Source organism: Naumannella halotolerans, assembly GCF_004364645.1.
GTDB classification, from domain to species: Bacteria; Actinomycetota; Actinomycetes; order Propionibacteriales; family Propionibacteriaceae; genus Naumannella; species Naumannella halotolerans.
The window spans coordinates 1-26,780 of the sequence record NZ_SOAW01000003.1; the positions used below are offsets into that span (position 1 = coordinate 1).

Sequence of the window (26,780 nt, forward strand, 5' to 3'; positions counted from 1 at the left end):
TCGGCATGATGACCCCAGTCCAATACGAGCACCACCTACACCAGACGGCTACCCTGGCCGCCTGACCACGTGTCCGTCGAACGGGGTCAAGCCCAGTGTTGCACCCACCGTCAGAACCCGCGTGCTCCTTTCCCGCCATAACTGACGACAAGCTGGGGTACGGCGGGCAGGGACCGGGTGCCGGTACGCTCCAGGGATGCGCAGACTGCTTCGATTGGACTCCTCAGCCGGTGGCGAGCTGTCGGTGACCCGCAGCCTGACCGGTCGGTTCGCGTCCGGCTGGCTCGCCGCGGGTGATGATCGTGAGGTGATCGCCCGCGACCTGCACGCCGACCCGTTGCCGCATCTGGAGACCTCGGAGTTGCACTTCCCACCGGTCGGCCGCCTCACGGAGGTGGCCGAGTCCGATCAGCAGCGGCAGGACGAGGTCGTCGAGCAGTTGCGCAGCGCCGACGTCGTGGTGATCGGCGCGCCGATGTACAACTATTCGATGCCGTCGACCCTGAAGACCTGGATCGACCGGATCCATCTGCCCGGTATCACCTTCGACCTGGAGCCGTTGCCGATGGCGGGCAAGCCGGTGGTGCTGATCAGCGCTTCCGGCGCGGCCTACGACCCGGGTACGCCAACCGAGGGCTGGGACCATGTGCTGCCGCCGTTGCAGATCGTGCTCGGCGACGCACTCGGGATGGACGTGCACGTGGTGACCAGCCGGCTCACGCTGGCCGATCGGGATCCGCAGCTGGCCGCCTTCAGTCAGCGCGCGGAGCAGGAACGCGCCGATGCCGAGAGCACACTGGACAGGCTGGCCTCGACCCTCTGAGCCTCAGCCGACCCACTCGGCGATCTTCGCGATCAACGAGATCAGCAGGTAGATGCCATACAGGATGCCGCCGGCGATCGCGGTCCACTTCACACCGGTACGCAACCGCCTGCCGCGTGGGGCCACCTGAGGTGGTGGACCGGTCGGAGCCGGCCGGGGGGTGAGGCCCGGAGCGTCCATTGCGGGTTCGCCGACCCGGTGGTCGCGGTAGCTTTCGGACCGGCTGCCGACCCGGGCACCGACGGTCTGCGCAAGCCAGTCCAACTGCTGCCAGGTACGGGGCGCTGTGATGTCCAGACCGGACCTGGAGTAGACGAACAACCAGTCGTCGACGATCTCGAGGTCGAAGGCGCGGCTGGCGTCGACCAGGTAGGCGATCAGGTCCGGGGTGAAGATGTAGTAGGCATCGAAGCCGTACCCGGACGGGGCATAGGCGGTGAAGTGCTTGTCCAGGGGCTGGCCGAGAGAGACCCGCTGATCGGAGCGGTAGGCAACCGGGAGGTTCGTGCCGAGGCGGTTGTTTGACCTGGCGTCGAGCACCATGTGCGGCAGTGTGCCCGGCAGCCGGATGGCGGCGTACTGCCACCGGTGGGTCTTGCTGTCATCGCCACTGCCGGTTTCCCATTTGTACCGACCGCAGGCGACGACCGGCCCGTCGTCGGAGAAGATGCCGGGTTCGGTTGCCCGGCCGTTGCCGAGATTGAAGATCAAACCGGGATACCGGGGGCCGGGTGTCTCCGGCCGGTACACGAACCCGTTCCGCTCGGCGAACCGGACACACGTGAGGTGCTGTTTCCACAACGAGAGCCGGCGATCCCGGTTCATCATCGCGAAGATCGCCACCATGATCAGCCCACCGAAAGCGACACCGGCCGCGGCGAGGAGCAGCAGTTCCGGTGAACGGTTGAAGATCCAGACGATCCCCACCACCAGCAGCACCGCCACGGTGGTCAGTCCGCCGATCAGGGCCGCGATCGTCGCGTTGCCGCTGACCGACAGCGAACCCCAGCCGGCGTTGCCGGACTCGGCCATCGCGGTCCGGAAGTCCCGCGCCTCTCTCCGGGTGACCCGCCGTTCCAGCGGGGTGGTGTCGATGATCTGGTTCACGGTGGCTGGCTGTCCTTTCCGAACGGCACCCCAGACTAGACCCGAGGCGGGTCCCCAACGGTTGCGGCCCGGACCGGGCTGATCCTGTCCCGGTGGGCAGGTCAGCCGCGGCCCGCGCGCAACGCCATCCGGATCAGCGTCCACTGCAGCGGCAGCCGCGCCAGCGTGCCCCAGCGGCGCAGCGGCGAGTGGGAGTGCTGGGCATCCACGGCCATCTTCACGTTTGCCGGGAAGATCGCCACCAGCAGGCCGGCGCTGGCCCAGCCGGCGATCCGCCGAGTGGGCCGCAGGGCCAGACCGGTCGCACAGATCAGTTCGGCCACCCCGGAGATGATCACCGTCTCTCTGCGGGGCAGGGGCTGCGGCACGATCGGCTCGAACACCTGCGGGCGGAGGAGGTGGATCAGGCCGGAGACTCCGAAGGCCTGGATGAGCAGCACCCGGTCGAGACGAGAAGAGACCATGGCGTCGAGTCTAGGCTCCCGCCCTTGTCCCTCTGCCCGGACGTGTCGACCGGCAGCGTACACAGACAGCCGTGGACCGGGCTTGCGCAGTTGTTTTCTGCGTACCGAGGTCCCCGGACGGGGCCTCCCGGCCCGCTGTTCGTGCCGAACAGCTGCGATCAGATCGTGCGGCACAGACGGCCGGCGTCGAGCATCGCGGAGTGGACGTTCCGGCTGGCCACCGCATCACCGATCCGGAACAGCTGGAATGCCCCTGTCCGGTTGCGGATCAAGTCCTGGGCGTGGCCGTCCAGCAGGGCGACCGGATCCATCGCCCCGGCGTTCATCGAGGTCCCCAGCAGGTCTTCGTAGAGGTCGGCAACCGGTCGCGTACCCAACTCGGTCACCACTGCGTCGACCGATCGGGTCTCGGTGAAGTCGAAGCCGTCCATGCCGAGTTCGACGTTCAGTCCGCTGTCGTCCCGGGCCACCGACAGCAGGCGCCGAAGCACCGTGATCCGCACCGAGTGCCGAGCGAGTGCGTGGAAGTAGCCGGCGGCGGTCAGTGATCCGACATCGGGGGAGACCGACCGTTCGGGGGTGATCAACTCGACCTCTGCGCCGCGCGCCGCGAGCGCCTCGACGGCATCGAGTGCCTGGTTTCCGCCGTGGTCGTCGTAGACGATCACCCGTCCCTTCGGCCGGTAGGCGCCGCCGAGCACATCCCAGGTGTCGCGGACCAGACCGGCACCGGGGATCTCCGGTTCCCGCGGCAGGCCACCGGTGGCGATGATCACCACGTCCCAGGCATCCGCCTGCAGATCATCGGGCTCGACATAGCTGTTCAGGCAGACTTCCACGCCGAGCCGTTGAAGTTCACCGACCCGCCAGTCGACGATGCCGCGCAGGTCACGTCGACGGGGCGAGAGCGAGGCCAGGGCGAGCTGCCCCCCGAGGCTGTCGGAGGCCTCGAACAGCTTCACCCGATGGCCACGCTCGGCCAGCACCCGGGCCGCCTCCAGCCCGGCCGGCCCACCGCCTACCACCGCAACCTGCTTGAGCTGCAGGGCCGGGCTGATCGCGTGCGGCAGTTCGAGTTCCCGACCGGTCGACGGGTTGTGGATGCAGTAGGCGGCCCCGGACTGGTAGATGCCGTCGATGCACATGCTGGCCCCGACACAGGGCCGGATCTGGTCGGTACGACCGGTGGCGATCTTGGTCGGCAGGTCCGGATCGGCCATCAGCGCGCGGGTCATCCCGACCAGGTCCAGCAGGCCATCAGCGATGGCATGCCGCGCGGTCTGCACATCGGCGATCCGGGCCGCGTGCATCACCGGGATCGAGAGCTTCTGCTTGATCTGACCGGCGAACTCCAGGTGCGGTGCCGACGGGGTGGCCATCGGCGGGATCGCCCGCGCCAGATCGGCGTCGGTGCCGAGGTTGCCCTTGATCAGACTGATGAAGTCGATCCCGGCCTCGGTGATGTCGGTTGCGATCTGCAGTGCCTCGGGGGTCTCCAGGCCACCCTTGCGCTCTTCGTCGAAGCTCATCCGGGCACCGACGATGAAGTCGGGCCCGACGGCCTCACGGATCGCCCGGATCACCCGCAGCGGGTAGCGCATCCGATTCTCGTAGCTCTCGCCGTACTCGTCGTGGCGATGGTTCCAGTACGGCGTCCAGAAGGAATCCAGGAACTGGCCGTAGAGCATCAGTTCGATGCCGTCGAGTCCGGCCGAACGGCACATCTGGGCGGTGGCGACGAAATCGTCCTGGATCCGGGCCAGGTCCCACTGTTCTGCTGCCTTCGCGAACGCGCGGTGTGCCGGTTCGCGGACATCGCTGGCCGAGACCGCGGGCAGCCACTGATCGGCATAGTTGCTGGTCCGATGCCCCAGATGGCTCACCTGGATCATCACCGCCGCACCCTCGGCATGGACGTCGTCGGCCAAGGCGTGGAGCAACGGTTCCGCCTCGTCCTTCCACAACTGCAGGTTGCCGAAGGCCGGTGCGGAGTCCCGGCTGACGACGGCGCTGCCACCGATCATGGTCAGGCCGACACCGCCGCGTGCCTTGATCCGGTGGTACTCCCGGTACCGCTCGGTCGGCAACCCGTTCTCGCTGTAGGCCGGTTCGTGCGAGGTGCTGACGATCCGGTTGCGCAGGGTGAGCTCCTTCAGGACGAACGGGCTCAGCAGCGGGTCGTTGGTTGTCGGGTGATTGTGACCGGTGGCTGCGGTGGTGGTGGACATCGTGAACTGCTCTTCCTCAGGCGTCGATGATCAGGTCGGAGGTGGGTTTCGCCGAGCAGAGCAGTACCTTGCCCTGCCGGATCTCCTTCGGACGGATACCGCCGGCATGCTGCATGTCCACCTCGCCGGACAGCAGATCCTGCTTGCAGGAGCCACAGACTCCTTCGCCGCAGGAGGACGGCAGCGGAATCCCGGCCGCCGAGGCGGCGGTCAGGATCGAGGTCGAGGCGTCGCAGTCGATGGTCCGCCCCGCCCGCCGGAACTCGACCAGATGGGTGGCGGTGGTCGGTGCGTCGGCCGACGGCGTCTCGGTGGTCGACGGTGCCAGGGGCGCTCCGGGGGTGCCGAGGACGAAGGACTCCTCGTGGTAGCGGCCGGGATCGACCCCGAGCAGGTCCACCATCTCCCGTACCGCGGCCATGTACGGTGCCGGGCCGCAGGTGAAGATCTCGCTGCCGAGCAGGTCCGGAGCAGCCTTCAATAGCACGGCCGGGCTGAGCCGGCCGGTCGGACCCTGCCAGTTCTCGGTCGCCGAATCGGCTTCGCAGATGATGGTCACGTCGACGTTCGGGTACGTGTCGAGCCACTCCAACTCGGCCCGGAAGATGATGTCGTCCGGGGTGCGGGCGCTGTGGATGAACCGGATCTGTTGCGTGGACCCGCGATTGATCATCTCCCGCAGCATCGACATCACCGGGGTGATACCGCTACCGGCGCTCAACAGGACAAGTTGCTCGGCCGGATGAAGATCACTGCTGAACGCTCCGAGTGGCCCACTCGCACCCAGCACGTCACCCACCCGGAGATGATCATGGAGCCAGTTCGAGACCGGTCCATCGGGGACCCGCTTGACGGTGATGGTCAGTTCGTCGGCATCGGCCGGCGCCGAGGAGATCGTGTAGCAGCGTTCGACCGGGACCCCGTCGACCGGCACTTGCAGGGTCAGGTACTGGCCCGGGGTGAACCGGAGTTGGGCCCGGTCGTCCAGGGTGAAGCTGAAGGAGCGCACATCGTGGGTGATGTCGGTGACGGAACTGCAGCGCAGCCGGCCGTCGAAGTCGTCCAGCAGTTCGTTGTCGGTCGACGCCTCCGGGTACCGGTGATCGGTTCCGGTGTCGGGCGGGAGCATCAGATCGGTCATGGTTCCACCACCTCGGAGAGTCGTTCGATGTACCAGGTCACGAAGTCGTCGACATCGGATTCCGACGGCGCGTAGGGGCCGGGCAGGTACCCCGGATCGGAGACGCCGGTCTGCGCCAGGGCGCACAGTCCGGCGTCCTGCGCGTTAGTCATCTTCCACACCGCGGTCAGGTTGTCGAGGTCGTAGTCCTCGCCCTCGACGGCATCGCTGTGCACCAGCCAGGTGGTACGGACCAGGGTCCGATCGACGTCCAGCGGCAGGGCGCTGAACACGACCGCGTGATCGGCCAGGAAGTGGGACCACATGTTCGGCTGATGGTGCAATGAGAGCCTGCCCAGACGCGGGGTGTCGAGATCGCCGAGCAGTTTCTGGGAGGCCGCTGTGCCGTCGATCGTGTAGGACTCGCCGGCTCCGTCGAGAGCCTCCCGCTGGATCCGGAAGGCCGAGGGCCTGCCGGTCAGTTCGTGGATCAGCTCATAGGGGTAACCGCGGTCCGAACAGGCGGTTTCAAGATCATGTTCGGCCTGCAGGTAGCGGGCATGGGCGGGCAGCAGCCGGGTGGGAATGTCCTCGACGGCATGACCGTAGGTGGGGAAGAAGGTGCAGGTCAGCTCGGGGTGCCCGGCCTCGCAGTGGTAGCACTCGCGGTTGTTCTCCATCACGAGCTTCCAGTTGGCGTGCTCCACCAGGTCGATCTGTGCCGCCACCTTGGTGTTGGTCAACTGGTGCGGGCCCAGATAGGCCTCGATCCGTGCCGAGACCTCGTCGAAGTCGTTCGGCGGTTCGGCGGCCAAGCAGATGAAGATCAGCCCACCCTCGGACCGTACCGACACCGAACGCAGGCCGAAGCAACTCTTGTCGAAGTCGGCCGGCTGGTCCTTGGCGTGCAGCAGGCTGCCGTCGGGGCTGTAGGTCCACTGGTGGTAACCGCAGACGATGTTGCCCACCGAGCCGCGTTCCTCGTTCAGCAACCGGGCGCCGCGGTGCCGGCAGACATTCCGGAAGGCCCGGATCTCGAAGTCGTCGTCGCGGATGATGATCACCGAGGCCTTGCCCACCGTGACGGTGACGTAGTCGCCTTCCTCCGCGATCTCGGCCTCGGTGGCCACGAAGATCCAGTGCCGACCGAAGACGGCGTCGAGGTCGGCGGCGAAGACTGTCGGATCGGTGTAGAACTCTGCCTCCAGTGAGAACCCGGGGCGTCGTCGCCGGATCAGGCTGGACAGCGTTGAGGTGGCGGTGGCGTCCGGATTCGGAGCAAAGATGGTCATTGATGCGGCTCCTGCGGGGCGGGTACCTCTTTGGATGAGTCTCAAGGAGGCGACTCCGGAGAACAAGCGCACGATCTTGCTGCCGACTGTGCAAGAATTTCGCATGATTGATCGGCGGGTCCAGATTCTGCGGACGGTCGCGAGTCGCGGTACGGTCACCGCCGCCGCCGATGCCCTCGGCTACACGCCATCGGCGATCTCGCACCAACTGCGCACCCTGTCCCGCGATCTGGGGATCCGCTTGTTGGAGCCCGATGGCCGTCGGGTCCAGTTGACCCTGGCGGCGCGGCTGCTCCTGCGGGGTGCCGACGAGCTGAGCATCCGGTGGGAGGAACTGCTGGCCGAACTGGCGACGGTCAGCGGCGAGAGCAGCGGCCGGCTGACCATGTGTGGTTTCTCGACGGCGTCGGCGCTGATGCCTGCCGCGGCCTCGGCGGTGAAACAGGCGCACCCCTACACGACGGTTCGGATCGTGGAGGCGAACCCGGAGGAGTGCTTCGACCTGTTGCTGACCGAGCACGCCGATCTGGCCGTGGTGGTGGCGACCTCGGGGACGCCGTCGTTGACCGACAAGCGGTTCGAGCAGCAGTCGTTGCTGGACGACCCGCTGGACCTGCTGGTGCATGTTGATCATCGGTTCGCGAGCCGCCGTTCGGTGCCGATGGAGGAGACCGCGCAGGAGAACTGGATCCTGGACCGGGTGGGTCGCCCGTACCGGAACCTGGTCGTCGCCGCCTGCACCTATGCCGGGTTCACTCCGACCGTCGCCCATGAGGCTGTCGAGTGGGACACCGGGGCGGCGCTGGTGGGTGCCGGTCTGGGTGTGGCGATGGTGCCGCGACTGGCCCGACTGCCGGCCGACGACCGGATCGTTCGCGTCCCGCTGGCCGGTGAGCCGACCCCGGCCCGGCACGTGTTGACCGCGGTACGCCGGGGCAGTGCCGAACAGCCGGTGATCCGGACGGCGCTGGCGGCCCTGCGGGACGTGGCAGCGCAGGTGGTCGGCTGAGGCGGACCGTATCGGCCGCAACGGACCGTGCGTGGAGGCCGACCGGATTGTCTGCTGACCCGAGGTGACCCCGGACGCGCTCCTGATGAGGACGGGGCCAACCATGATCACGGCGACACGTCAGGGGCTCGGCCCGGATGTTGAGAGCCTTCGCGCTGGCTTCGACTCGGTGCTGGGCGGTGATCACGGCTCGGCGCTGTCCAGCCGTGCGCACCGAGCAGTGCGGCGGCGCGTACTGGCCCGGATCGCGATCAGCGTCGTCGCTGTGCTCGTCATCGCTGTCCTGGTGGTCGGAGTCATCATCGCTGCGGTATCGACTCGCATGACCTCCCCGGAGAACGACAACCAGGATGAACCGCCCCGAACACCGCCTGACCCCCACTGCACTCGCGGCCATCGGTGTGCTGATGCTGGGCCTTGCTGCCTTGCCGGTTGCACCGGCAACGCCGCCGCGACTCCGTGGTAGCAGTGGCGGTTCGTCCGGCGGCCGTGGCGGTAGCGGCGGCGGCTCGACCGGCGGTAGCGGTTGGTCGGGCGGTGGCGGCGGTAACGGTGGCGGCGGTGGCGCCGACGATTGATCCGGGCGAGGCGGCTCGTCGGGCGGTTGCCCGGTTGACGTTCGTGGCGGCGGCGCCGGAGCTGTCGCCGGACTGGAACCTCAACGAGTGGGACATGGTTGCGGTCGGGTTTCCGGTGTGGGTGTCGGCCGACGACGCGAGCCTGGCGTCGTTGTCGGATTCGGAGTCGGTCGAGGGGTTGGCGGTGTCGCTGGTCGTTCGTGAGTCGACGGTGTCGGTGGCGATGGGCGACGGCACCACCTTGGGCTGTGCGACCTCGGGCCGGGGGCTCGTGGTGGGGTCCCACGAGCCGGGATCGGATGGTCCGTGTTCGCATGCCTATCAGGAGGTCGGCAGGTACACCATCACCTCGACCCACGCAGGTGGACTGGGAGGCCGGTGGCGAGTCGGGAACGATCGAGGTGAACGGTCAGGCCTCGACCGAGATCCCGATCGGCGAATTGCACGCGGTCATCACCAACTCCGAACCGTACGGCGGCAACTGCTCAGCTGTCGTCTGCCTCAACCACCGGGGCTGGTCTTGTCCGGGCTGCTGTGCGGACGGGGACGCGCCGTGGAGGAGCGCACGACCAGTTCGTGCGGGAGCGAGATCGCCGAGGGCGACTGTCGGTCATGGTCCAACTGGTCAATGATCACGCGTGCCGCCTCGACGCCCTGCCGGTACGGGAACTGGGCGACCGTGGTCAGGCCGAAGAACTCCGAGTGCACGTAGTCATCGACGCCGGCGACCGAAACATCGCCCGGAACACTCAGACCAAGATCACGAGCGGCCAGGATGGCTCCGATCGCCATCTCATCGCTGGCGGCCGAGATGGCGGTCGGTCGGTGACGCCCCGGCGCTCCAAGCAGCTGTTTGGCTGCGGTGTACCCGCCGTCGAGCGTGAAGTCCCCGTACAGCGCCAAGGCAGGGTCGAACTCGATGCCGGCCCGTTGCAGTGACCGGCGGTAGCCGTCGAATCGCTGGACGGGAAGCTGGAAGTCACTGTCGACCTCCGGCTTGCCGCCGATGAACCCGATAGTCGTGTGGCCCAACCCGGTCAGATGGTCGGTGGCAAGTTCGGAGACCGCCAGGTCGTCGATTCCGAGAGACGGCACCCCGGGGATCACACCGCCGATGCAGACCAACGGCTTGCCGACCTGGTGCAGCCGGGCGATCTCATGGGGCGTCAGCTCCAGGGCCACGGCGAGCACCGCATCCACCCGCTGCCGGAGCAGGAACTGTTCGAACACCTGTGCGCGCGCCCTGGTTCCGCCGGCGAGGTTGTACAAGGTCACGTCGTAGCCGGCTTCGAGCAGGGTGAGCTGGGCACCTTCGAGGACCTGGCCGAAGTACCAGCGATCGAGGAACGGGATGACCACCCCGACGTTGCGAGTCCGTCCACTGGCGAGGCTGGAGGCGTTGGAGGCGACCACGTAGCCCAGAGCTGCGGCGGCATCGAGAACGGCCTGCTTGCGCGCCGGTGACACCGTTCCGCGCCCGGACAGGGCACGGGAGACCGTCGCCGTCGAAACCCCTGCTCGCTTGGCAACCTCGGCGATGCTGACCGCTTGCATGCGCTCAGGCTTCCACGAACCAGGCCGCGGTGTCAGGCGGCACCGCATGCTGGTCGGCGAGGGGACCGCTGGCGATCAGTGGAAGCATCCCCGCCGGCGCCGGGGCGATGTCGGTACCGGTGTTCGCGATCACCACGACGTCCTCGACGGAAAAGCTCAACACATCCGGCGTCCAGCCGTCCAACCAGCACAGTGTGCCGGAGCCGAGTCCATGATCACCACGGCCGGCGATCAGCGATCGGTACAGCTCCAGGGTGGAACCGGGTACGCCGGCCTGTTGGTCGCGCGCGTAGGCGTTCCATTGGTCGGGTTGCGGCAACCATGACTTCCCAGTCGGGCTGAAGCCGTGGGCAGGCGCGTCGGCCGACCACGGGATCGGCACCCGGCAACCGTCCCTGCCGTACCGTGTCCGGCCGGTACGGAACCAGGTCGGGTCCTGTCGTACCTCGTCAGGAAGATCTACCACTTCGGGCAGACCGAGTTCCTCGCCCTGGTAGAGGTACGCGCTGCCGGGCAGGGCCAGCATCACCGTGGTCGCAGCCCGGCCGCGGGACCAGCCGATGGCCGGATCGGGCTTTCCCGGCGTCAATGGCCCGATGCCGTGGCCCTGGGGTGAATCGGCCGACAGCGCCAGACGGGTGGTGTGCCGGACAACGTCGTGATTCGACAGCACCCAGGTAGTCGGCGCACCGACTTCACCGAAGGCCTCCAACGACTCGATGATCACCGTCCGGAGTGCGTCGGCGTCCCAACGAGTGAAGACGTAGGGGAAGTTGAATGCCTGATGCATTTCGTCACTGCGTACCCACAGTGCACTCTCCCGGAGCGTCGGCATCCAGGCCTCGGCACAGAGAACGCGTTCGCCGGGGTAGGAGTCGATCAGGATGCGCCAGTCGCGATAGACGTCATGGACCTCGGGTTGGCCGAAATAGGGGGCGTCCTCGCCGCCGTCGCCGCCCATCGAGTCCGCGCCGTCGCGCGGAGTGTGATCAGGCAGGCCATCGGCCTTGATCAAACCGTGGGCGACGTCGACCCGGAACCCATCGACACCGCGGTCAAGCCAGAAGCGCAGGATGTCGCGGAACTCGGCCCGGACCTCGGGGTTCGACCAGTTGAAGTCCGGCTGCGCCGGGTCGAACAGGTGCAGGTACCACTGCGCCGGGGTGTGATCACCGGCGTCGACGCGAGTCCACATCGAACCGCCGAAGATCGACTCCCAGTTGTTCGGGGGTAGCTCGCCGCCGCTGCCTCGGCCGTTGCGGAAATGGAACCGGGCCCGTTCGGCACTGCCGGGCCCGGCCGCCAGAGCCTGGACGAACCACGGGTGCTGTGCCGAGGCGTGATTGGGGACCAGGTCGATGATCACCCGAATGCCCAGCGTGTGTGCGTTCTTGATCATGGAGTCGAAGTCGGAGAGATCACCGAACAGAGGATCCACATCACGGAAGTCCGCGACATCGTACCCGCCGTCGGCTTGCGGACTGGTCATGAACGGGGAGAGCCAGACGGCATCGACCCCGAGGTCTGCCAAGGAGTCGAGCCGGGCCGTGATCCCCGGCAGATCACCGACACCGTCACCCGAGGCATCGGCAAAGGATCGAGGGTAGATCTGATAGATCACAGCGCTGCGCCACCACTCTGATGTCATCGGATCAAGGTAGGCCGGATGCGCCCATCTTGTAAACGCTTGCACGATCAAATAGTCAGATGTCGCGCTTTCTGTCCCTTCGAAAACTCGACCAAGAGCGAATCTCGGTGCAATGGAAGCGTGTAGTCGGGCCTTCCTGGCACTTGCGCCTGAGGATCTTGTGTGACACGCTGCAAGCGCTTACAAAGATCGAGGTCTAGGCCAAGCTCCCAGGAGGACACCAATGACGGTGAGAAGCACCCGACGTTTCACGGCGGTGACAGCACTGCTGACAGCGATCGTGCTGGGCGGCACAGCGTGTTCGTCCGGCACCGACGCTACGGCGGGGGGTGAGGGAACCGGTGAGACTGCTGCCACCTCGACCTCACTGACCGTCTGGGTCGATGCCGAGCGGCTGGATGCCGTGCAGTCGGTGGTCGACACCTACACCGAGCAGACCGGAGTCGGGGTCGAACTGGTCGGCAAGAATGTCGACGACATCAAGGACGACTTCATCCAGCAGGTGCCCACCGGCGAGGGTCCCGACATCACCATGGGCGCCCATGACTGGCTGGGCGAGCTCGCCACCAACGGCGTTGTCGCACCGATCGAGCTCGGTGACACCAGCGGCAACTACCTCGACGTGGCTGTGGAGGCATCGACCTACGACGGAGCCACCTACATGCTGCCCTACGCGGTCGAGAACCTGGCGATGCTGCGCAACGCCGAACTCGTTGCCGACGCGCCGTCCGACTACGACGACATGATCGCGAAGGGCAAGGACGCCGGGCTTGACTCGCCATTCGTGGTCGAGCAGGGCTCGGAGGGTGACCCGTACCACCTGTATCCGTTCCAGACCGCCTTCGGTGCCCCGGTCTTCGGCACCGATGAGACCGGCTACAACTCCGACGATCTACAGCTCGGAGCTCCGGGCGGTGAGAAGTTCGCCGATTGGCTGGGGGAGCAGGGTGAGGAAGGAAACCTGAACACCGACATCGACGGTGACATCGCGAAGCAGGCGTTCCTCGACGGTGACGCCGCCTTCTGGCTGACCGGACCGTGGAATGTCGGTGCGGCACAGGACGCCGGAATCGACGTCGCGATCGACACGATCCCCAGTCCGACCGGTGAGGCGGCCTCTCCGTTCGCCGGCGTGAAGGGATTCTTCGTCTCCAGCCAGTCCGAGAACCAGGTTGCCGCCAACGACTTCCTGGTCAACTTCCTCGGCTCCGAGGAAGCCCAATTGGCGCTGTTCGAATCCGGCAACATCCTGCCGGCGCTGTCCGCTGCCGCCGAGACCGCGTCGTCGGACCCGGTGATCGAAGGGTTCGCCGCGGTCGGTGAGGAGGCTGTACCGATGCCGGCAATCCCGGAGATGGGTGCGGTCTTCCAGTACTGGGGCATCGCCGAGGCCGAGATCATCAACGGCTCCGATCCGTCGGAGACCTGGCAGAAGCTGGTCTCCGACGTCGAGGGCGCGATCGGTTGATGACGTCGGTGGTGGGGTGCTGCAGGGCACCCCACCACCGGACGTATTGATCCAGGCAACGGAGCGGACAACGATGACCCAACTCACCCAGACCCCCGACAAGGGAGGAACTGACACCGCCGATCGCCCTCGCGGGCAGGGATCGTCGACCTCTGGCCGGATGCTTCCGCTGTTGATCAAGATTCTGGCGCTGGCGGTGGTCGACGCGCTGGCGGTGTACGCCGTGCTGGTGCTGATCGGAGCCAAGGCCTGGGTCGTCGCCGGTGTGGTGGTCGTGGTTACGGCGATCGTCAACTGGATCTACTTCTCCCGCCGGGCGCTGCCGGCGAAGTACCTGGCCCCGGGTGTGATCTTCCTCTGCCTGTTCCAGGTCTTCGTGCTCGTCTACACCGGGTATGTCGCATTCACCAACTACGGCACCGGCCACAACGGCAACAAGGACCAGGCGATCTCCGCGCTGAGCGCGGCGGCTCTGCAACGCGTACCGGATTCCCCGACCTTCCCGGTCTCGGTGGTGACCCGCAGCGAAGAACTCGGCCTGCTGGTCACCGCACCTGGCGGCGACGCGCTGTTGGGTACCTCGGAGTCCGCGTTGGAGCCTGTGGAGGCCACCTTCGAAGCCGGCAAGGCAGTCGCCACCCCGGGCTGGCAGACGCTGCAGTTCGCCCAGATCCTGGACCGCACCGATGAGGTGGCGCAGCTCTCGGTCCCGTTCTCCGACGATCCGAACGAGGGGGCGCTGCGCACACCCGACGGATCGAATGGCTACCTCTACATCTCCACGTTGCACTACGACGAGGTGGCCGACACCCTGACCGACGAGTCGACCGGTAAGGTCTACCGGGACACCGGAGAGGGCGCTTTCACCGCTGACGACGGCGAGCAGTTGATGCCGGGGTGGCAGGTGACAGTCGGTCTGGACAACTTCGCCCGCGCCGTCACCGACGCCCGGTTGGCCCAACCGTTGCTCTACGTCACGGCCTGGACCTTCGGTTTCGCGCTGCTCTCAGTGGCAACGACCTTCGCGCTCGGGCTCTTTCTGGCGATTGTGTTCAACCATCCGGCCATGCGTGGACGCAAACTGTACCGAGCCCTGTTGATCATTCCCTATGCCGTGCCGTCGTTCCTGTCCGCGCTGGTGTGGGCAGGCATGATGAACGAGAGCTTCGGTTTCTTGAACCAGGTCGTGTTCGGTGGCGCCATGATCCCATGGTTGAGTGATCCATGGATGGCGAAGCTCTCGGTACTGCTGGTCAATCTGTGGCTCGGTTTCCCCTACATGTTCTTGGTCTGCACAGGTGCGTTGCAGGCGATCCCGGACGAACTGACCGAGGCCGGGACCGTGGACGGCGCCAGTGGTTGGTCGATCTTCCGCTTCATCAAGTTGCCGCTGGTGCTGGTCAGCGTGGCGCCGCTGTTGATCGCGTCGTTCGCCTTCAACTTCAACAACTTCAACATCGTCTACATGCTGACCGGTGGCGGGCCACGGGATCCGAGCGCGCCGATTCCGGTGGGTCACACCGACCTGCTGATCTCGATGGTCTACAAGGTCGCCTTCACCGGCCAGGTGCGGGACTACGGTCTGGCGAGTGCCTACTCGATCATCATCTTCGTCGTCGTCGCGATCATCTCGGTGATCGCCTTCCGGCGCACGAAGTCACTGGAGGAGCTGAACTGATGAGCGCATCGACACTCGACCGCGAAGACGGCCCCGACATCCCGACCGAACGCAAGCGGTCGGCCGGAGCCTGGTTCACCGACACCGGGTGGCGGCACCTGGTGGGATTGGTGGCCGTTGCCTTCGCGCTGTTCCCGGTCGTCTTCGTCATCTCCAGCTCGCTGAATCCGAACGGAACCCTCACCGGCTCCAACCGACTCTTCTCCGCCATTGGCATCGACAGCTACGCCAGAATCCTCGGCGGTTCGCAAACACCGTTCCTGACCTGGTTCGGGAACACGATGCTGATCGCAGCATTGACGGCTGTGCTGACCGTGTTCTTGGGGGCGCTGGCCGCCTATGCCTTCTCCCGGATGCGATTCACCGGCCGCCGCTTCGGCCTGATTGCGATCATCGTGGTGCAGATGTTTCCGCAGTTGCTGGGGGTGGTTGCGATCTTCCTGCTGCTCAGCACCATCGGTGACTGGTTCCCCGAGATCGGCCTGAATTCGCGGATCGGTCTGATCCTGGTCTACCTGGGTGGTGCACTGGGCGCGAACACGTACCTGATGTACGGGTTCTTCAACACGCTGCCCCCCTCGCTGGATGAGGCCGCGCGTCTTGATGGCGCCAGCCATGTGAGGATCTTCTTCAGGATCATCCTGCCGCTGGTCACGCCGATCCTCGCGGTGGTGGCGTTGTTGTCGTTCATCACGACGTTGAACGAGTACGTGGTCGCCAGTGTGATCCTGATCGACTCCGAGAAACAGACCCTGGCAGTCGGGCTCACTCAACTGGTGTCGAATCCGCGCTACGCCGACTGGAGCGCCTTCTCGGCTGGAACCGTGATCGCCGCACTGCCGGTGGTTGCCCTCTTCCTCTACCTGCAGAAGTACATCGTCGGCGGGTTGGCCTCCGGCGCGGTGAAGTAGCCGACCAGTCGGCATTCGTGTCCGGATCGCCGAGTCACAGGCGGGGTGCGGCTTCACTAACCCCGACAACCGCTGGGCGAATCAATGCTGGAAGATCATCAGAATCGCAGTGCCGATGTCCAACCATGATCCCGATCAAGAGGCGGCTGACCGAAAAGAGGAGACGCATGGAGACGCTCACCGAAACCCAGATCCGACGCCGAGTGGAATCTGCTTACAGGTTGTTCGTGATCCGGGACCGATACCTACTTCAATGCGATGCGAACGAACGAAGCCTGACCCACAAGCTGGCCGAGTACCTCGTCCCACAGTTTCCACACTGGGATGTCGACTGCGAGTTCAACCGCGACGGTAAGGTGCCGAAATCCGTGCCGAGTTGGCGCGGGAACATCTCGCCGAGTGACACTCAAGCCAAGACGGTCTTTCCCGACATCATCGTGCACAAACGGGGCAGCGATCAGAATCTGCTGGTGATCGAGGCGAAGAAGTCGAGCACCGCGGCGACCAGCGAAGATGCGGCCAAGCTGGCGGCATATCGGAGCAGTCTTGCCTACCGCTTCGTCTGCCTGGTCGTGTTCCCGGTGGGCCCGGCGGGCCGACCCCGCGCAGCCGACGATGTATCGTTCCCGTACCGATCGACTCTCACAGGCTGACCAGTGGTCGGACCTGGTCCGGTGAGCATCCATTGACCGCAAACCGAGCGACGGCGGTATCGGCGTCGGCGGGGTTGGACGTCGCCACCCGGGAGCGACGACCGGTGAGCTGGCTCGGTCAGGTCGAGTGGCCAAGCCTGATCTTCGATGAATGCACCTCGGCCGGCGGTTCCATGCGCTGGCCATCAGCATGCCCGAAAACAGGCGGCGAGCGCCCGATCGGACCGGTGAACCCCTCGCAATGACCTTTCCCTGACCGCCGCAGGCGTCGAACCGCCCTCCGTACACTCCAGAAACAGCGAAACTCCGCCCAGAATCACTCTGGAACGGAGTTTCGTCACCTGATGGCCCTCAGTTTCGTAAGGACCCCTCTGGCGGTGGCGGCGGGATTTGAACCCGCGGTAGGTCTCCCTACACCCGCTTTCGAGGCGGGCACCTTCGGCCGCTCAGACACGCCACCGCCGAGTAGGTTACAAGCTCCGAACCTACGTTTCCAATCGGCGCTGTCGGCCCCGTGGCACCGCCTCCGATCCGGGGCCGTGCGGCAGCCACTCGGGCGTCAGAATGCAAGTCCCGATACCGGTCGGCGCTCAGGGCTCACTCAGTGGCTTCGATGATCTCCGGCAGGCAGATGTCGGGCTGGTCGTACTCGATCTCCCACTTGGCGTCGTCGATCATCCCGCCGTACTCCTCGCCGAGCAGTACCTCGACCGAACGGTCGATCCGGCCGTCGCCCTGGATCTCCGGGTCGCGGAAGTGCTGGGCGACCAACTGGACCTCGGGGTTGTTCGGGTCGGCGCCGATGATCAGGGTGCCCGCCGGGGGCTGGTCGCCTTCGTAGTTGCCGGTGATGGTGACGTTGAACTCGTCGGACTCCAGGGCGCGGCTGACATCGGCAGCCAGGCCGCGTTCACCGCCGGCATTGAGCACCTGCACGCTGACCTGTTCCGAGCGCAGTTCACCGTCGGTGATCGGCATCTGAATGCAAGGCGCCACAGTCGGCGGCGGTGCCGGCGCGGTCAGCCAGTTGTAGCCGACCCGGAAGAAAACAAAGAGCAGGACCAGCAGGGCGAGCAGGGTCAATGGGGTCTTCAACACCCGCAATACCCGGATCGCGGTGTCGGCGCGTTCGGTCTCCACGGCTACTTGAGTTCCAGTACCCGGGCGTGCATCGTCTGCCGCTGCTGCAGCGCGGCACGCAGCGCCCGATGCAGACCGTCCTCCAGGTACAGATCGCCCTGCCAGAACACGACATGGGCGAACAGGTCACCGTAGAAGGTCGAATCCTCCTCCAGCAGTGCCTCCAGGTCCAGATTCCGCTTGGTCGTCACCAACTGATCAAGTCGGACCTGGTGCGGGGGGATCGCGGCCCATTGCTTCTGGACGTACCCGTGATCAGGGTACGGCCGTCCGTCGCCTACGCGCTTGAAGATCACGTCGGCCACTGTAGCCAAATGTCACCGGCGTCCCACCGGGTCCCAGATCACGATTTGGCGTCCATTGCCTGATCGGCCACTGAGGAGATGTGCCAGTCTTTGAGCCATGACTGATGCCGAAACCAGCGAAGAGGCCGTCGCCGACACGTCCGTCAGCCCGGTCGTGGCCGAGGTCACCGAGGGGTACGCCTTCGACGAGCCGGCGATCGAGCTCGGGGTTCTGGTCGAGGCCGAGCAGCCCGTACCGGCAGCGAAGGTACGGCTGCCGCTGGCGATGATGAACCGCCACGGACTGGTCGCCGGAGCCACCGGTACGGGCAAGACGAAGACCCTGCAGGTCCTCGCCGAGCAACTCTCCGCCGCCGGCGTACCGGTCTTTGCCGCCGACATCAAAGGCGACCTCTCCGGCATCGCGGCACCCGGGGAATCATCGGAGAAACTGGACGCCCGGGTACGGAAACTCGGCCAGGACTGGCAGCCCCGTGGCTTCCCGACCGAGTTCTACGCCCTCGGCGACGACGGCAGCGGGACGCCGCTGCGCGCCACGGTCAGCAGTTTCGGCCCGATCCTGATGGCCAAGGTGCTCGACCTGAACGAGGTCCAGGAATCCACCCTCGGCCTGGTCTTCTCCTATGCCGACAAATCCGGACTCGCTCTGCTGGACCTGTCCGACCTGCGGGCGGTGCTGATGTTCCTCACCAGCGACGAGGGCAAGGCCGAACTGAAGCAGATCGGCGGCGTCTCCAAGGCCACCGTCGGGGTCATCCTGCGCAAGCTGACCAATCTCGCCGACCAAGGCGCCGACGCCTTCTTCGGCGAACCCGAATTCGACACCGAGGACCTGCTGCTGGTCGACGCCGACGGTTCGGGTCGGATCTCGTTGCTCGAACTGCCGAATGTGCAGGACCGGCCCGCCCTGTTCTCCACCTTCTTGATGTGGCTGCTGGCCGACCTGTTCGCCTCCCTGCCCGAGGTCGGTGACCTGGAGAAGCCGAAGCTGGTCTTCTTCTTCGACGAGGCGCATCTGCTGTTCAACGACGCTTCGGACGCCTTCCTAGACGCGATCGCGCAGACGGTACGCCTGATCCGCTCCAAGGGGGTCGGTGTCTTCTTCGTCACCCAGACCCCGAAGGATGTCCCCGATGAGGTACTCGCCCAGCTGGGTTCCCGGGTGCAGCACCAGCTCCGGGCACACACCCCGAACGATGCGAAGGCGTTGAAGCAGACCGTCGCCACCTTCCCCAAGAGCACCTATGACCTGGCCGAGGCGCTCACCGCACTCGGTACCGGTGAGGCGATTGTCACCGTGATGGATCCCGATGGCGCCCCCACCCCGGTCGCCTGGACCCGGATCCTGGCGCCGGAATCACTGATGGCACCGATCGCCGCCGAAGACCTCGCCGCCCGGGTGAAGGCATCGGCGCAGCACGCCAAGTACGGGCAGGCGATCGACCGGGAATCGGCCCGGGAGAAGCTGGCCGCCCGTCTCGATGCCGGCGCAGCTGCCGAGCCGGCACCCGCCGGTCCCGCACCGGCCGACCAGCCCGGCGACCGACAGCCCAGCCCCGGACAGCAGGCACCGACCGAACCGGCCGAGCCGGCACCGAAGACCCGGCGCACCAAGGCCGAACGTCGATGTTCGAGAAGCTGTCGAAGAACACGATGGTCCGTCAGGTCGCGCGTACCGCCACCCGGGAGATCTTCCGCAGCATCTTCGGCAACGCCCGGCGGCGCTGATCAGTCGTCGTTGCGGACCTCGAGCACCTGGCCGTCGGTGACCTGCAACAGCACCTCGATCTCGCTGTTGTCGGCCTGGTCGAGGCTTACCTGGTAGACGATCCGGTCGTCCTCATCGGTGATGTCGGCGTCGTCGAGCTCACCGTCGGCCTCACCGAAGGCGATCTCCAGGGCCTCGGTCAGCGAGATCTGCGCCGCATCCAGTTCGGCGGCGTCATCGTCGTCGAGGTTCTCCTCGTCGGTGACCCCCGTGACCGCGGTGCCGGCGGCGTCCAACTGCACCTCCGAGGTCTGGTCGCCGACCCGTACCTCCACCTCCCAGGTGTCGGTGCGCTGATCGTGGTCGATCGCCACAGCAGTGCCGTTGAGTTCGGCCTCGGCGGTCGCGATCGCCGTGACGGCGCGCTCGTTGCGCTCACCGGAGGTCTCGGCGCCACCCGTGCTCGGGGTGGCTGACGCGGTTTCGGTCGACGGGGTCTGGACAGTCGTCGGCTCGGCGGCCGCGGAGGTCTCTGCCGGGGCGGGGGCGTCGGTGGCGGCAGGATCGGCAGTGTCGTTGCCGCAACCGGCGAGGGCGGCGCTCAGCGCCAGGACGGAGATGCTCAGGGCTGCCGAAGGTCTCATGGGACAAGAGTGACAGGCCGTTTCGGCGCCGGCCACCTTCGCGGGCCCGAGGTCTGCCTGTGGTGGTGTCCGCTGGGCGAGATCTGCCACTCGATCCGAGAATCAGGGGATTGTGGCCCGAATCGGCCATCGAGTGGCAGATCTCGCTCACCTCACCGGCGTCACTCGAACAGCGCCTGACCGATGTAGCCACCGGTCCGCGGTGCCGGGGGTACGGCGAAGATCGCCGAGCCCACGTGCCGGATGTACTCGTTCAGCAGATCGAAGCGTCCCAGCTTCTGCTGCAGGGTGACGAAGTTCTCCGGATCGTTCTGGTAGGAGATGAACAACAGCCCCGCGTCGAGCAACCCCTCGGGGTTCATCCCATCGGTGAAGTTGTAGGAGCGGCGCAGGATCTTCACCCCGTCGTTGTTCTCGTGCGCGGCCAGGGCGATGTGGGAGGTCGGGTCGATCACCGGATCGCCTTCGGCGGTGGTGGCGGCGAAGTCCGGGGTGTCGAACTCGGCCTGCCCGGTCAGCGGTGCGCCCTCCAGCTTGGTCCGGCCGAAGATCTGTTGTTGATCGGAGATCCGGTCGAAGTCCCAGGTCTCGATCGTCATCATGATCTTGCGAACGACCTGGTAGGTGCCTCCGCTCATCCAACCAGCATCCTCACCCAGCCAGACGAATCGGTCGTAGTCGGCGGCCTCGGTGATGTTGCGGGTCCCGTCCTTGAAGCCGAGCAGGTTGCGTGGAGTCTGCTGTCCGGGGCCGGCACTCGCCCGACCGAAGCCCATCACCGCCCACCGTGTGTGGGCGGTCCCGGTGACCATCCGGGCAAGATCACGGATCGCGTGGTAGGCGACCTGCGGGTCGTCGGCACAGGCCTGTAGTGACAGGTCACCGCCGGTGAACTCCTCCTGCAGCTGATCACCGGGTATCCGCGGCAGGTCCTGCAGCAGGGCAGGACGTTTGTCGGCCAGCCCGTAGGCGTCGGTGAAGATCCCCGGGCCCAACCCGACGGTGACGGTCAGTGACGCCGGCCCGAGGCCCTCGGCCTCGCCGGTGTCGGTGGCGACCGCATCGGGACGATCCGGCTCCACCGCCCCGATCGACTCTCCCTGCATGAGCTGGGCGATCCCGGCGGTCCAGCGGGCCAGCAACACCTGCAGATCCTGGGTGAGTGCGGTCGCGGCCAGGTCGAAGGTCATGTAGACGGTGTAGCGCTGCGGGGCAGTGGCGACCCCGGCCGGGTGTGGCTGGTCGTAGAACGGCACCGTCACATTCAGGTCGACGATGTCCTCGGCATCGGTGGCGGCCGGTGGCGCCTCGGCCCCGAAGGCCGCCATCCCGCCTGCCCCGGCAGCCACACCGAACGCGGCCGCACCGCCGACCCCGGCGAAGAGGGCTCGACGCGAGACCGACCCGGGTTTGCGGGTCGCTCCACCCGAGGTGGCCGATACCTGTTCGGTCGATCGCTCGGTGGTATCGGTGTCGATGTCGGGGGTACGGCCGGTCACCGCTGAGGGATCCTGTCGATCCGTCGTCGCTGAGGGGTCCTGTCGATCCGTCGTCTGCGACCGATCCCGTCGACCGGTCGCCTCGGCGGAATCCCTGCTGCGCCCGGTTTCCGGTGGGTTCGTCATCTGCTCTCCTCCTCGCGGTGATCGAAGTCGATCACCGATGCCCAGCGACGGCCGGTGCGCCGGTGCGCGGCCGACCGTCGAGGGATTCAGTTGGCGGTCGCGACCTTCTCTGCGATCTTCTGCAGCGGTTGCTGCAGGGACAGCACCGACTGGCTCAGATCCTTGGCGTGCTTCTCCCGATTCTTCTCGTCCCAGGTGATGAAGCCACCCGGTGCCGAGGCGTCGCGGTACTTGTTCAGCTCCTCATCCACCTTGCCGAACTCGTCGGCCACCTCCTGGCTGAGATCGGGATCGATCTGTTCCAGACCCGGCTGCAGGTTCGCGAAGGCCTGCTTGGCGCCTTCGACGTTGCCGGAGAAGTCGGCCAGGTCGATGTGGCTGAACGCCTCCTCCTCGCCGGTGATCTTGTTCGACTGCACCTCTTCCAGCAGGCTGGCGGCACCATTGGCCAGGTCTTCGGGCCGGTACTCCAGACCCTTCACGACCTCGACCAGCTTGCCGACGTTGGTCGACAGGTCAGCGGCGTAGGTCTTCGTGTCGTCGGTGATCTCCTCGCTTTTCCACAGATTACGTTCGACCGCATGGAATCCGCTCCAACCGACCTCCTCGTCCAAGCTGGATTCCCGCATGTCGATCAGGTAGTCGAGGTTGCCGGCGTTGTCGGTCGGGTCGAAACCGGGCATCACGAAGCCCTCCACATCGGACTCGATCTTCTCGTAGAAGGGTCGGGCCTGGATGTAGGCGGCCTTGGCGGCCTCCACGTCACCGCTGTCGACGGCGTCCTTCAGGCCATCCACCCCGGTTTGCAGGTCCTCGGCCTGGGAGATCACCCAGGCGGCGTAGTCGGCGCTGCCCTGGGTGAGCAGTTCTGAGGTACTGCCGCTCGGTTCTGCCGCCGCATCACCGGTGACGGTGAAGGTCTGGGTCTCCGGATCCGCGCCCGGGCAGTACACGGTGTAGTCACCACCGTCGAGGGTGACGGTGAACGATGACGCGGGCAGGCCGGGTGCCAGGTTCTCCTTCTCACCGAGGATCTTCAGGTCGTTCTGCAGTTCCACCTCACTGATCGCGGTGGAGCTGACATTGGTCACCGTGAAGGTGACCGGACCGGCCGGCGCCTGGCTGAAGTTGAGCGAGCAGGTGTCGACACCGTCGGCGGCGAGGGTGACCTGGACCTGCGCCGCGCCGTCGGTGACCGGAGCTTCTCCACCGGTCGTGCTCGCCGCCTCGCTGCCCCCGGCAGAGGTCGTCGTGGTGTCGGCCGTACAGGCTCCGAGTGAGAGGACCAGCGCAATGGCGGCACCGGCGAGGGAGGCCGGACGGCGTGACGGGAAACTGGTGAACATGGGTCTTCTTTCGTGAATCGATCCGTGGGGACCCCGGGCTCGTCAGCGCGAGCCGGTCTCTTCGGAAGGGGTGGGTTCGGGCGGGGCGAGGGGCTGTTCGGTACGCGCCGGCTCGGCGCTCGGCGGTGATTTCTGGGCCGCCAACCGGCGTCGCGCGTTCCAGGCGCTGGCCAGTACGACCAGGGCGGCCACCCCCAGCAGAACCGGTACCTGTCGACCCCAGAACTGGCGTTCGAGCTGGGCGGCGGGCAGTTCCCGCAGTTCGTCCGTCACCTCTTGGACATAGGCAGGATCGGTGCTGAGGGTGTCGCTGGAGACGCTGCGACCACCGGGCATCTGTCCGGAGACGGTCAGCGTGCGAGACGTCGTCAGCCCGCCACCGGTCAGTGTCAGCGTCGTCACCTCGGTCCGGGAGAAGTCGAGCAACTGGCCCTGGGCGACCCACAGATCGCTGGTCTGGCTGATGCTCCAGGCCGCGTCGAAGGGGCCCACGGATCGTTGAGGGTTGACCCCCACCGGCAGCCGGCCGCCGTTGAGCTGGGTCAGTTCGGCCACGGTGATCGAATCGGGCAGCCCGTCGGTCGATCCGGTCGCGGTCTGGGTGTACTGATCGACCTCGTCGAGGCCCCCATGGTTCACCGTCTGCGGGTTCTGCAAGGGGAGCTGGCCGGTCTGCGAACCGAGGACGATCTGGGCGGTGCCGGCGGCGAGGGTGACCGTACCCACGGCGGCGCCGGTGGCGTCGAGGACCGGAGCGCTGGTCGACGGAGTGACCGCAGCCGGGCGTACCCCGATCGCCAGGCCGAGCGCGAACACGGCCAACCCCGTCCCGATGATCAACCGCAACCGGATCGCTGCGGCACCGGTCGGGCGCCAGCGCCGCGGCCAGTACAGGTACAGCGCCACCGGTACGAGATAGGCGAACCAGCCGATCACCTGGATCACCGTGGGGTACGGCGGGATCCCCAGCACACCGGTGAACAGTGCGCCACGGATCGAGCCGTTCGGCGCCAGCCAGCTCAGGTCGGCCGCCCGCTGCTGGCCGGCGTTCAGCCAGCCGGCCTCCCGGGCCGTACCCAGGGTGCTGACCACCAGACCGGCCGCGACCAGCACCAGGAACGCACTGGTGACGCTGAAGAAGCGACCCAGGTCGATCCGCATCCCGCCGGTGTAGAGGCCGTAGCCGATCACCGCGGCGACGACGATGCCCAACCCGGCACCGACCGCGGCCAGGGTGGCATTGGTGGAGGCCGAGAAGGTGGCGAGCAGGAAGACCGAGGTCTCGAAGCCCTCCTTCAACACCGCCAGGAAGGCCATCACGACCAGCGCCCGGGTCGATCCCTGGCCCAATGCTGCCGCCGCGGAGGTCTCCAGTTCCGACTTCAGCCCGCGCGCGTTCGTGCTCATCCACAGCACCATGCCGGTGACGAAGACGATCGCCACCACCCCGATGACCGTCTCCAGACCTTCCTGGGCGGCCTGCGGCAGGCTCTGCTCGGCGAAGCGCAGGGAGATGCCGACCAGCAGGCTGATGACGATCGCGGCCGTCACGCCGATCGCCATCGGCACCAGGGAACGCCCGTTCCGCCGCAGGAACGCGGCGATGATGCCGACGATCAGTGCCGCTTCCAGGCCCTCGCGGAGGCCGATGATGAAGGTGGCCAGCATGAACCACTGTCCTTCTTGAGGTCCACCCCTCGAAGCCCATGCTTCGGGGAGATAGGTGAACCTTCCCTAATGGCATCTAACTCCTGCCGGAGCGGCCCGTCCAGACCCTGGTCTGTGTCTTCGGGCACAGGTGGCCGCAGCGCTGTCTGGTGTTCCCGGTGCGGCAGCGCGGCGGTCAGACCCGGGTCGGGTCGATCAGGGTCACCCCCGTGGGCGGGGCGACATCGGTACGCGGCAACAGCGATGCTGCCTCCGACAGGCCGACGGTGCCGGTGATCAGCTCCTGCGGGCGCAATCGGCCGCTGCTGATCAGCTCCAGCAACGGCGGATAGTCGGCGGCCGACATGCCGTGACTGCCGTTGACCTGCAGCTCCCAGCCGATCACCCGGCCCCAGTCCAGCACCGGCAGGCTCGCCGGATCGAACAAACCGATCTGCATATGACGGCCCTGTCGGCGCAGAACTCCGATCGCCAGCTCGGCAGTGCTGGGATGGCCGACCGCGTCCACGCTCACCTGCGCCCCGCCGCCGGTCAGTTCGGCGATCTCCTCGGCTGCTCGATCACCGGCGGTGACCACGGCTTCGGCGCCGACCGCGGCCGCCATGGCCAGCGCGGCGGGTGATCGATCGACCGCGATCGGCCGGGCGCCCATGGCTGCGGCGATCATCACCGCGCTCAGACCGACCCCGCCGGCGCCGACCACGACCACCCATTCACCGGCACGCACTCGGCCCGGCCCGTGCAGCGCTCGGAAGGCCGTGGCGAAACGGCAGCCGAGACTTGCTGCGACCTGATCGGAGATGTCGTCACCGACGGCGACCAGATTCGCGTCGGCGGCATGCACGATCACGTACTCGGCATGGGAGCCTGCATGGGTGAACCCGGCCTGGGTCTGGTCGGGGCAGACCTGCGCCTGGCCGGTGAGGCACCAGCGGCACCGGCCGCATCCCTGGACGAATGGTGCGGTCACCCGCTGGCCGCTACGCCAGCGCTCGACACCGGATCCGACTGCATCGACCACCCCGGAGAACTCGTGACCCGGTACGTGGGGAAGTGCGACATCGGTGTCGTGGCCGGCCCAGGCGTGCCAGTCGCTGCGGCACAGGCCGGAGGCGGCGACCGTCAGTCGTACCGCACCGGCGGGTACGTCGGGGGCCGGCAGTTCCCGTACCTCGATCGGGCCACCGAAACGGTCGTACTGCAAGGCCAGCATGTGCCCAGCATGCAGCACCCCCGGTGCTCACCGCATCGTGGGTCGATGGGCAGAACACCGGGGGTGCGGCCAGGCTCAGCGCCGACGGGGGCGGCGTGAGCGGAGTGCGGCCTTGTGGGCCCAGCTGAGCGCTGCCTCGCGGGACACCTGCTCAGAGGACTTGAAGTACAGGTCCACCGAGCGACTGTTCATCGCCGCCGAGGGCGGCAAGGGGTCGGGAATGCGCATGATGATCTTCCTTGAGAGAAATGACGGGTGATCCGGACGCGTCGGACCGCGCCTCCTCAGTGGAGGACGTCGGTACGGGGAAAGGCTGCGCCCGTTGGGGATTCCGGGCGCAGGGCTGTCGGTCAGCTCAAGGACCCGGATGGTACGAAGGCAGTGGTGCCGCGATCGGCGGTGCCGAGATTGGTCAACATCATCTGACTTCCTCCTTCCGGTTGGTGGTGATCACCACTGTGGCCGATCCGGCGAGTGACCGCCACCGAATTAATCGCCGAACTCCCCGTCCCGGACCGGTCAGCAGCACAGCCGGGGCGACTCCGGTACCGGTGCCCACAGGGTGGTCGCCGGGGATGACGAGAGGTCCGGGTGCAAC

22 protein-coding genes and 1 tRNA gene are annotated in these 26,780 nt (G+C 66.7%); 7 read left to right on the forward strand and 16 right to left on the reverse strand.

What is annotated here, in order from left to right; genetic code table 11:
* Positions 1 to 196: 196 nt before the first annotated feature.
* On the forward strand, positions 197 to 823 hold the full coding sequence (locus CLV29_RS14020; protein ID WP_133755739.1) for an FMN-dependent NADH-azoreductase: 627 nt from the start codon (positions 197 to 199) through the stop codon (positions 821 to 823).
* A 3-nt stretch (positions 824 to 826) separates the two neighbouring features.
* On the opposite strand, the gene CLV29_RS14025 is transcribed toward CLV29_RS14020, so the two are convergent.
* The 5 genes from CLV29_RS14025 to CLV29_RS14045 form a co-directional block, all read right to left on the reverse strand.
* Entirely contained in the window at positions 827 to 1,930 is a 1,104-nt protein-coding gene (locus tag CLV29_RS14025) for a hypothetical protein (RefSeq protein WP_133755740.1), read from the reverse strand.
* A gap of 101 nt (positions 1,931 to 2,031) precedes the next feature.
* Entirely contained in the window at positions 2,032 to 2,394 is a 363-nt protein-coding gene (locus CLV29_RS14030; protein WP_133755741.1) for a DoxX family protein, read from the reverse strand.
* Between the two features lie 158 nt (positions 2,395 to 2,552).
* Complete coding sequence (locus CLV29_RS14035; protein WP_133755742.1) at positions 2,553 to 4,622, reverse strand: oxidoreductase; 2,070 nt, start codon at positions 4,620 to 4,622, stop codon at positions 2,553 to 2,555.
* Between the two features lie 16 nt (positions 4,623 to 4,638).
* Complete coding sequence (locus CLV29_RS14040) at positions 4,639 to 5,763, reverse strand: FAD-binding oxidoreductase (protein ID WP_208292978.1); 1,125 nt, start codon at positions 5,761 to 5,763, stop codon at positions 4,639 to 4,641.
* Positions 5,760 to 7,034 carry an aromatic ring-hydroxylating oxygenase subunit alpha gene (locus CLV29_RS14045; protein WP_133755743.1) on the reverse strand — a complete coding sequence of 425 codons (1,275 nt, stop codon included), beginning with the start codon at positions 7,032 to 7,034 and terminating at the stop codon, positions 5,760 to 5,762. Before CLV29_RS14045 ends, CLV29_RS14040 begins: the two co-directional genes overlap by 4 nt.
* 103 nt (positions 7,035 to 7,137) lie before the next feature.
* On the opposite strand from CLV29_RS14045, the gene CLV29_RS14050 reads away from it, so the two are divergent.
* Positions 7,138 to 8,043, forward strand: coding sequence for a LysR family transcriptional regulator (locus tag CLV29_RS14050; protein WP_133755744.1), 906 nt, complete (start codon positions 7,138 to 7,140; stop codon positions 8,041 to 8,043).
* A 1,079-nt stretch (positions 8,044 to 9,122) separates the two neighbouring features.
* Here the strand turns inward: CLV29_RS14050 and CLV29_RS14060 are convergent.
* Together CLV29_RS14060 and CLV29_RS14065 are read right to left on the reverse strand one after the other, a co-directional pair.
* Positions 9,123 to 10,175 (reverse strand): LacI family DNA-binding transcriptional regulator, encoded by a 1,053-nt coding sequence (locus tag CLV29_RS14060; protein ID WP_133755746.1) that lies wholly within the window; start codon positions 10,173 to 10,175, stop codon positions 9,123 to 9,125.
* Between the two features lie 4 nt (positions 10,176 to 10,179).
* Positions 10,180 to 11,823 carry a glycoside hydrolase family 13 protein gene (locus tag CLV29_RS14065; RefSeq protein WP_133755747.1) on the reverse strand — a complete coding sequence of 548 codons (1,644 nt, stop codon included), beginning with the start codon at positions 11,821 to 11,823 and terminating at the stop codon, positions 10,180 to 10,182.
* 223 nt (positions 11,824 to 12,046) lie between these two features.
* Here CLV29_RS14065 and CLV29_RS14070 point away from each other — a divergent pair, with 223 nt between their 5' ends.
* The 4 genes from CLV29_RS14070 to CLV29_RS14085 all read left to right on the forward strand — a co-directional run bounded on the left by CLV29_RS14070 (position 12,047) and on the right by CLV29_RS14085 (position 16,533).
* Positions 12,047 to 13,291, forward strand: a complete 1,245-nt coding sequence (locus tag CLV29_RS14070; protein ID WP_133755748.1) for a sugar ABC transporter substrate-binding protein — start codon at positions 12,047 to 12,049, stop codon at positions 13,289 to 13,291.
* 73 nt (positions 13,292 to 13,364) lie between these two features.
* Positions 13,365 to 14,969, forward strand: a complete 1,605-nt coding sequence (locus CLV29_RS14075; RefSeq protein WP_133755749.1) for an ABC transporter permease subunit — start codon at positions 13,365 to 13,367, stop codon at positions 14,967 to 14,969.
* Positions 14,969 to 15,880, forward strand: coding sequence for a sugar ABC transporter permease (locus tag CLV29_RS14080; protein WP_133755750.1), 912 nt, complete (start codon positions 14,969 to 14,971; stop codon positions 15,878 to 15,880). The genes CLV29_RS14075 and CLV29_RS14080 overlap by 1 nt, the downstream gene beginning before the upstream one ends.
* Positions 15,881 to 16,047: 167 nt before the next feature.
* Positions 16,048 to 16,533 (forward strand): hypothetical protein, encoded by a 486-nt coding sequence (locus tag CLV29_RS14085; protein ID WP_133755751.1) that lies wholly within the window; start codon positions 16,048 to 16,050, stop codon positions 16,531 to 16,533.
* A gap of 372 nt (positions 16,534 to 16,905) precedes the next feature.
* Here the strand turns inward: CLV29_RS14085 and CLV29_RS14090 are convergent.
* From CLV29_RS14090 to CLV29_RS14100, 3 genes are all read right to left on the reverse strand, one after another.
* A tRNA-Ser gene (locus CLV29_RS14090) sits at positions 16,906 to 16,993 on the reverse strand.
* A 137-nt stretch (positions 16,994 to 17,130) separates the two neighbouring features.
* Positions 17,131 to 17,673: a LytR C-terminal domain-containing protein gene (locus tag CLV29_RS14095; protein ID WP_133755752.1), complete on the reverse strand. Its 543-nt coding sequence runs from the start codon at positions 17,671 to 17,673 to the stop codon at positions 17,131 to 17,133.
* A 2-nt stretch (positions 17,674 to 17,675) separates the two neighbouring features.
* Complete coding sequence (locus CLV29_RS14100; protein ID WP_133755753.1) at positions 17,676 to 17,969, reverse strand: type II toxin-antitoxin system VapB family antitoxin; 294 nt, start codon at positions 17,967 to 17,969, stop codon at positions 17,676 to 17,678.
* 106 nt (positions 17,970 to 18,075) lie between these two features.
* On the opposite strand from CLV29_RS14100, the gene CLV29_RS14105 reads away from it, so the two are divergent.
* Positions 18,076 to 19,803, forward strand: a complete 1,728-nt coding sequence (locus tag CLV29_RS14105; protein ID WP_133755754.1) for a helicase HerA-like domain-containing protein — start codon at positions 18,076 to 18,078, stop codon at positions 19,801 to 19,803.
* Here the strand turns inward: CLV29_RS14105 and CLV29_RS14110 are convergent.
* From CLV29_RS14110 to CLV29_RS16280, 6 genes are all read right to left on the reverse strand, one after another.
* Entirely contained in the window at positions 19,707 to 20,330 is a 624-nt protein-coding gene (locus CLV29_RS14110; RefSeq protein WP_133755755.1) for a PepSY domain-containing protein, read from the reverse strand. The two genes, CLV29_RS14105 and CLV29_RS14110, sit on opposite strands and share 97 nt — an antisense overlap.
* Before the next feature lie 161 nt (positions 20,331 to 20,491).
* On the reverse strand, positions 20,492 to 21,829 hold the full coding sequence (gene efeB, locus CLV29_RS14115) for an iron uptake transporter deferrochelatase/peroxidase subunit (RefSeq protein WP_243831950.1): 1,338 nt from the start codon (positions 21,827 to 21,829) through the stop codon (positions 20,492 to 20,494).
* A gap of 212 nt (positions 21,830 to 22,041) precedes the next feature.
* Positions 22,042 to 23,301 (reverse strand): iron uptake system protein EfeO, encoded by a 1,260-nt coding sequence (gene efeO, locus CLV29_RS14120; protein WP_133755757.1) that lies wholly within the window; start codon positions 23,299 to 23,301, stop codon positions 22,042 to 22,044.
* Positions 23,302 to 23,343: 42 nt separating this feature from the next.
* Entirely contained in the window at positions 23,344 to 24,969 is a 1,626-nt protein-coding gene (gene efeU / locus CLV29_RS14125) for an iron uptake transporter permease EfeU (RefSeq protein WP_133755758.1), read from the reverse strand.
* Between the two features lie 175 nt (positions 24,970 to 25,144).
* The gene (locus CLV29_RS14130; protein WP_133755759.1) at positions 25,145 to 26,182 is read right to left on the reverse strand and encodes a zinc-binding dehydrogenase; all 1,038 of its coding nucleotides are present in this window, start codon (positions 26,180 to 26,182) and stop codon (positions 25,145 to 25,147) included.
* A gap of 75 nt (positions 26,183 to 26,257) precedes the next feature.
* The gene (locus CLV29_RS16280; protein WP_166649289.1) at positions 26,258 to 26,410 is read right to left on the reverse strand and encodes a hypothetical protein; all 153 of its coding nucleotides are present in this window, start codon (positions 26,408 to 26,410) and stop codon (positions 26,258 to 26,260) included.
* Between the last annotated feature and the right edge of the window lie 370 nt (positions 26,411 to 26,780).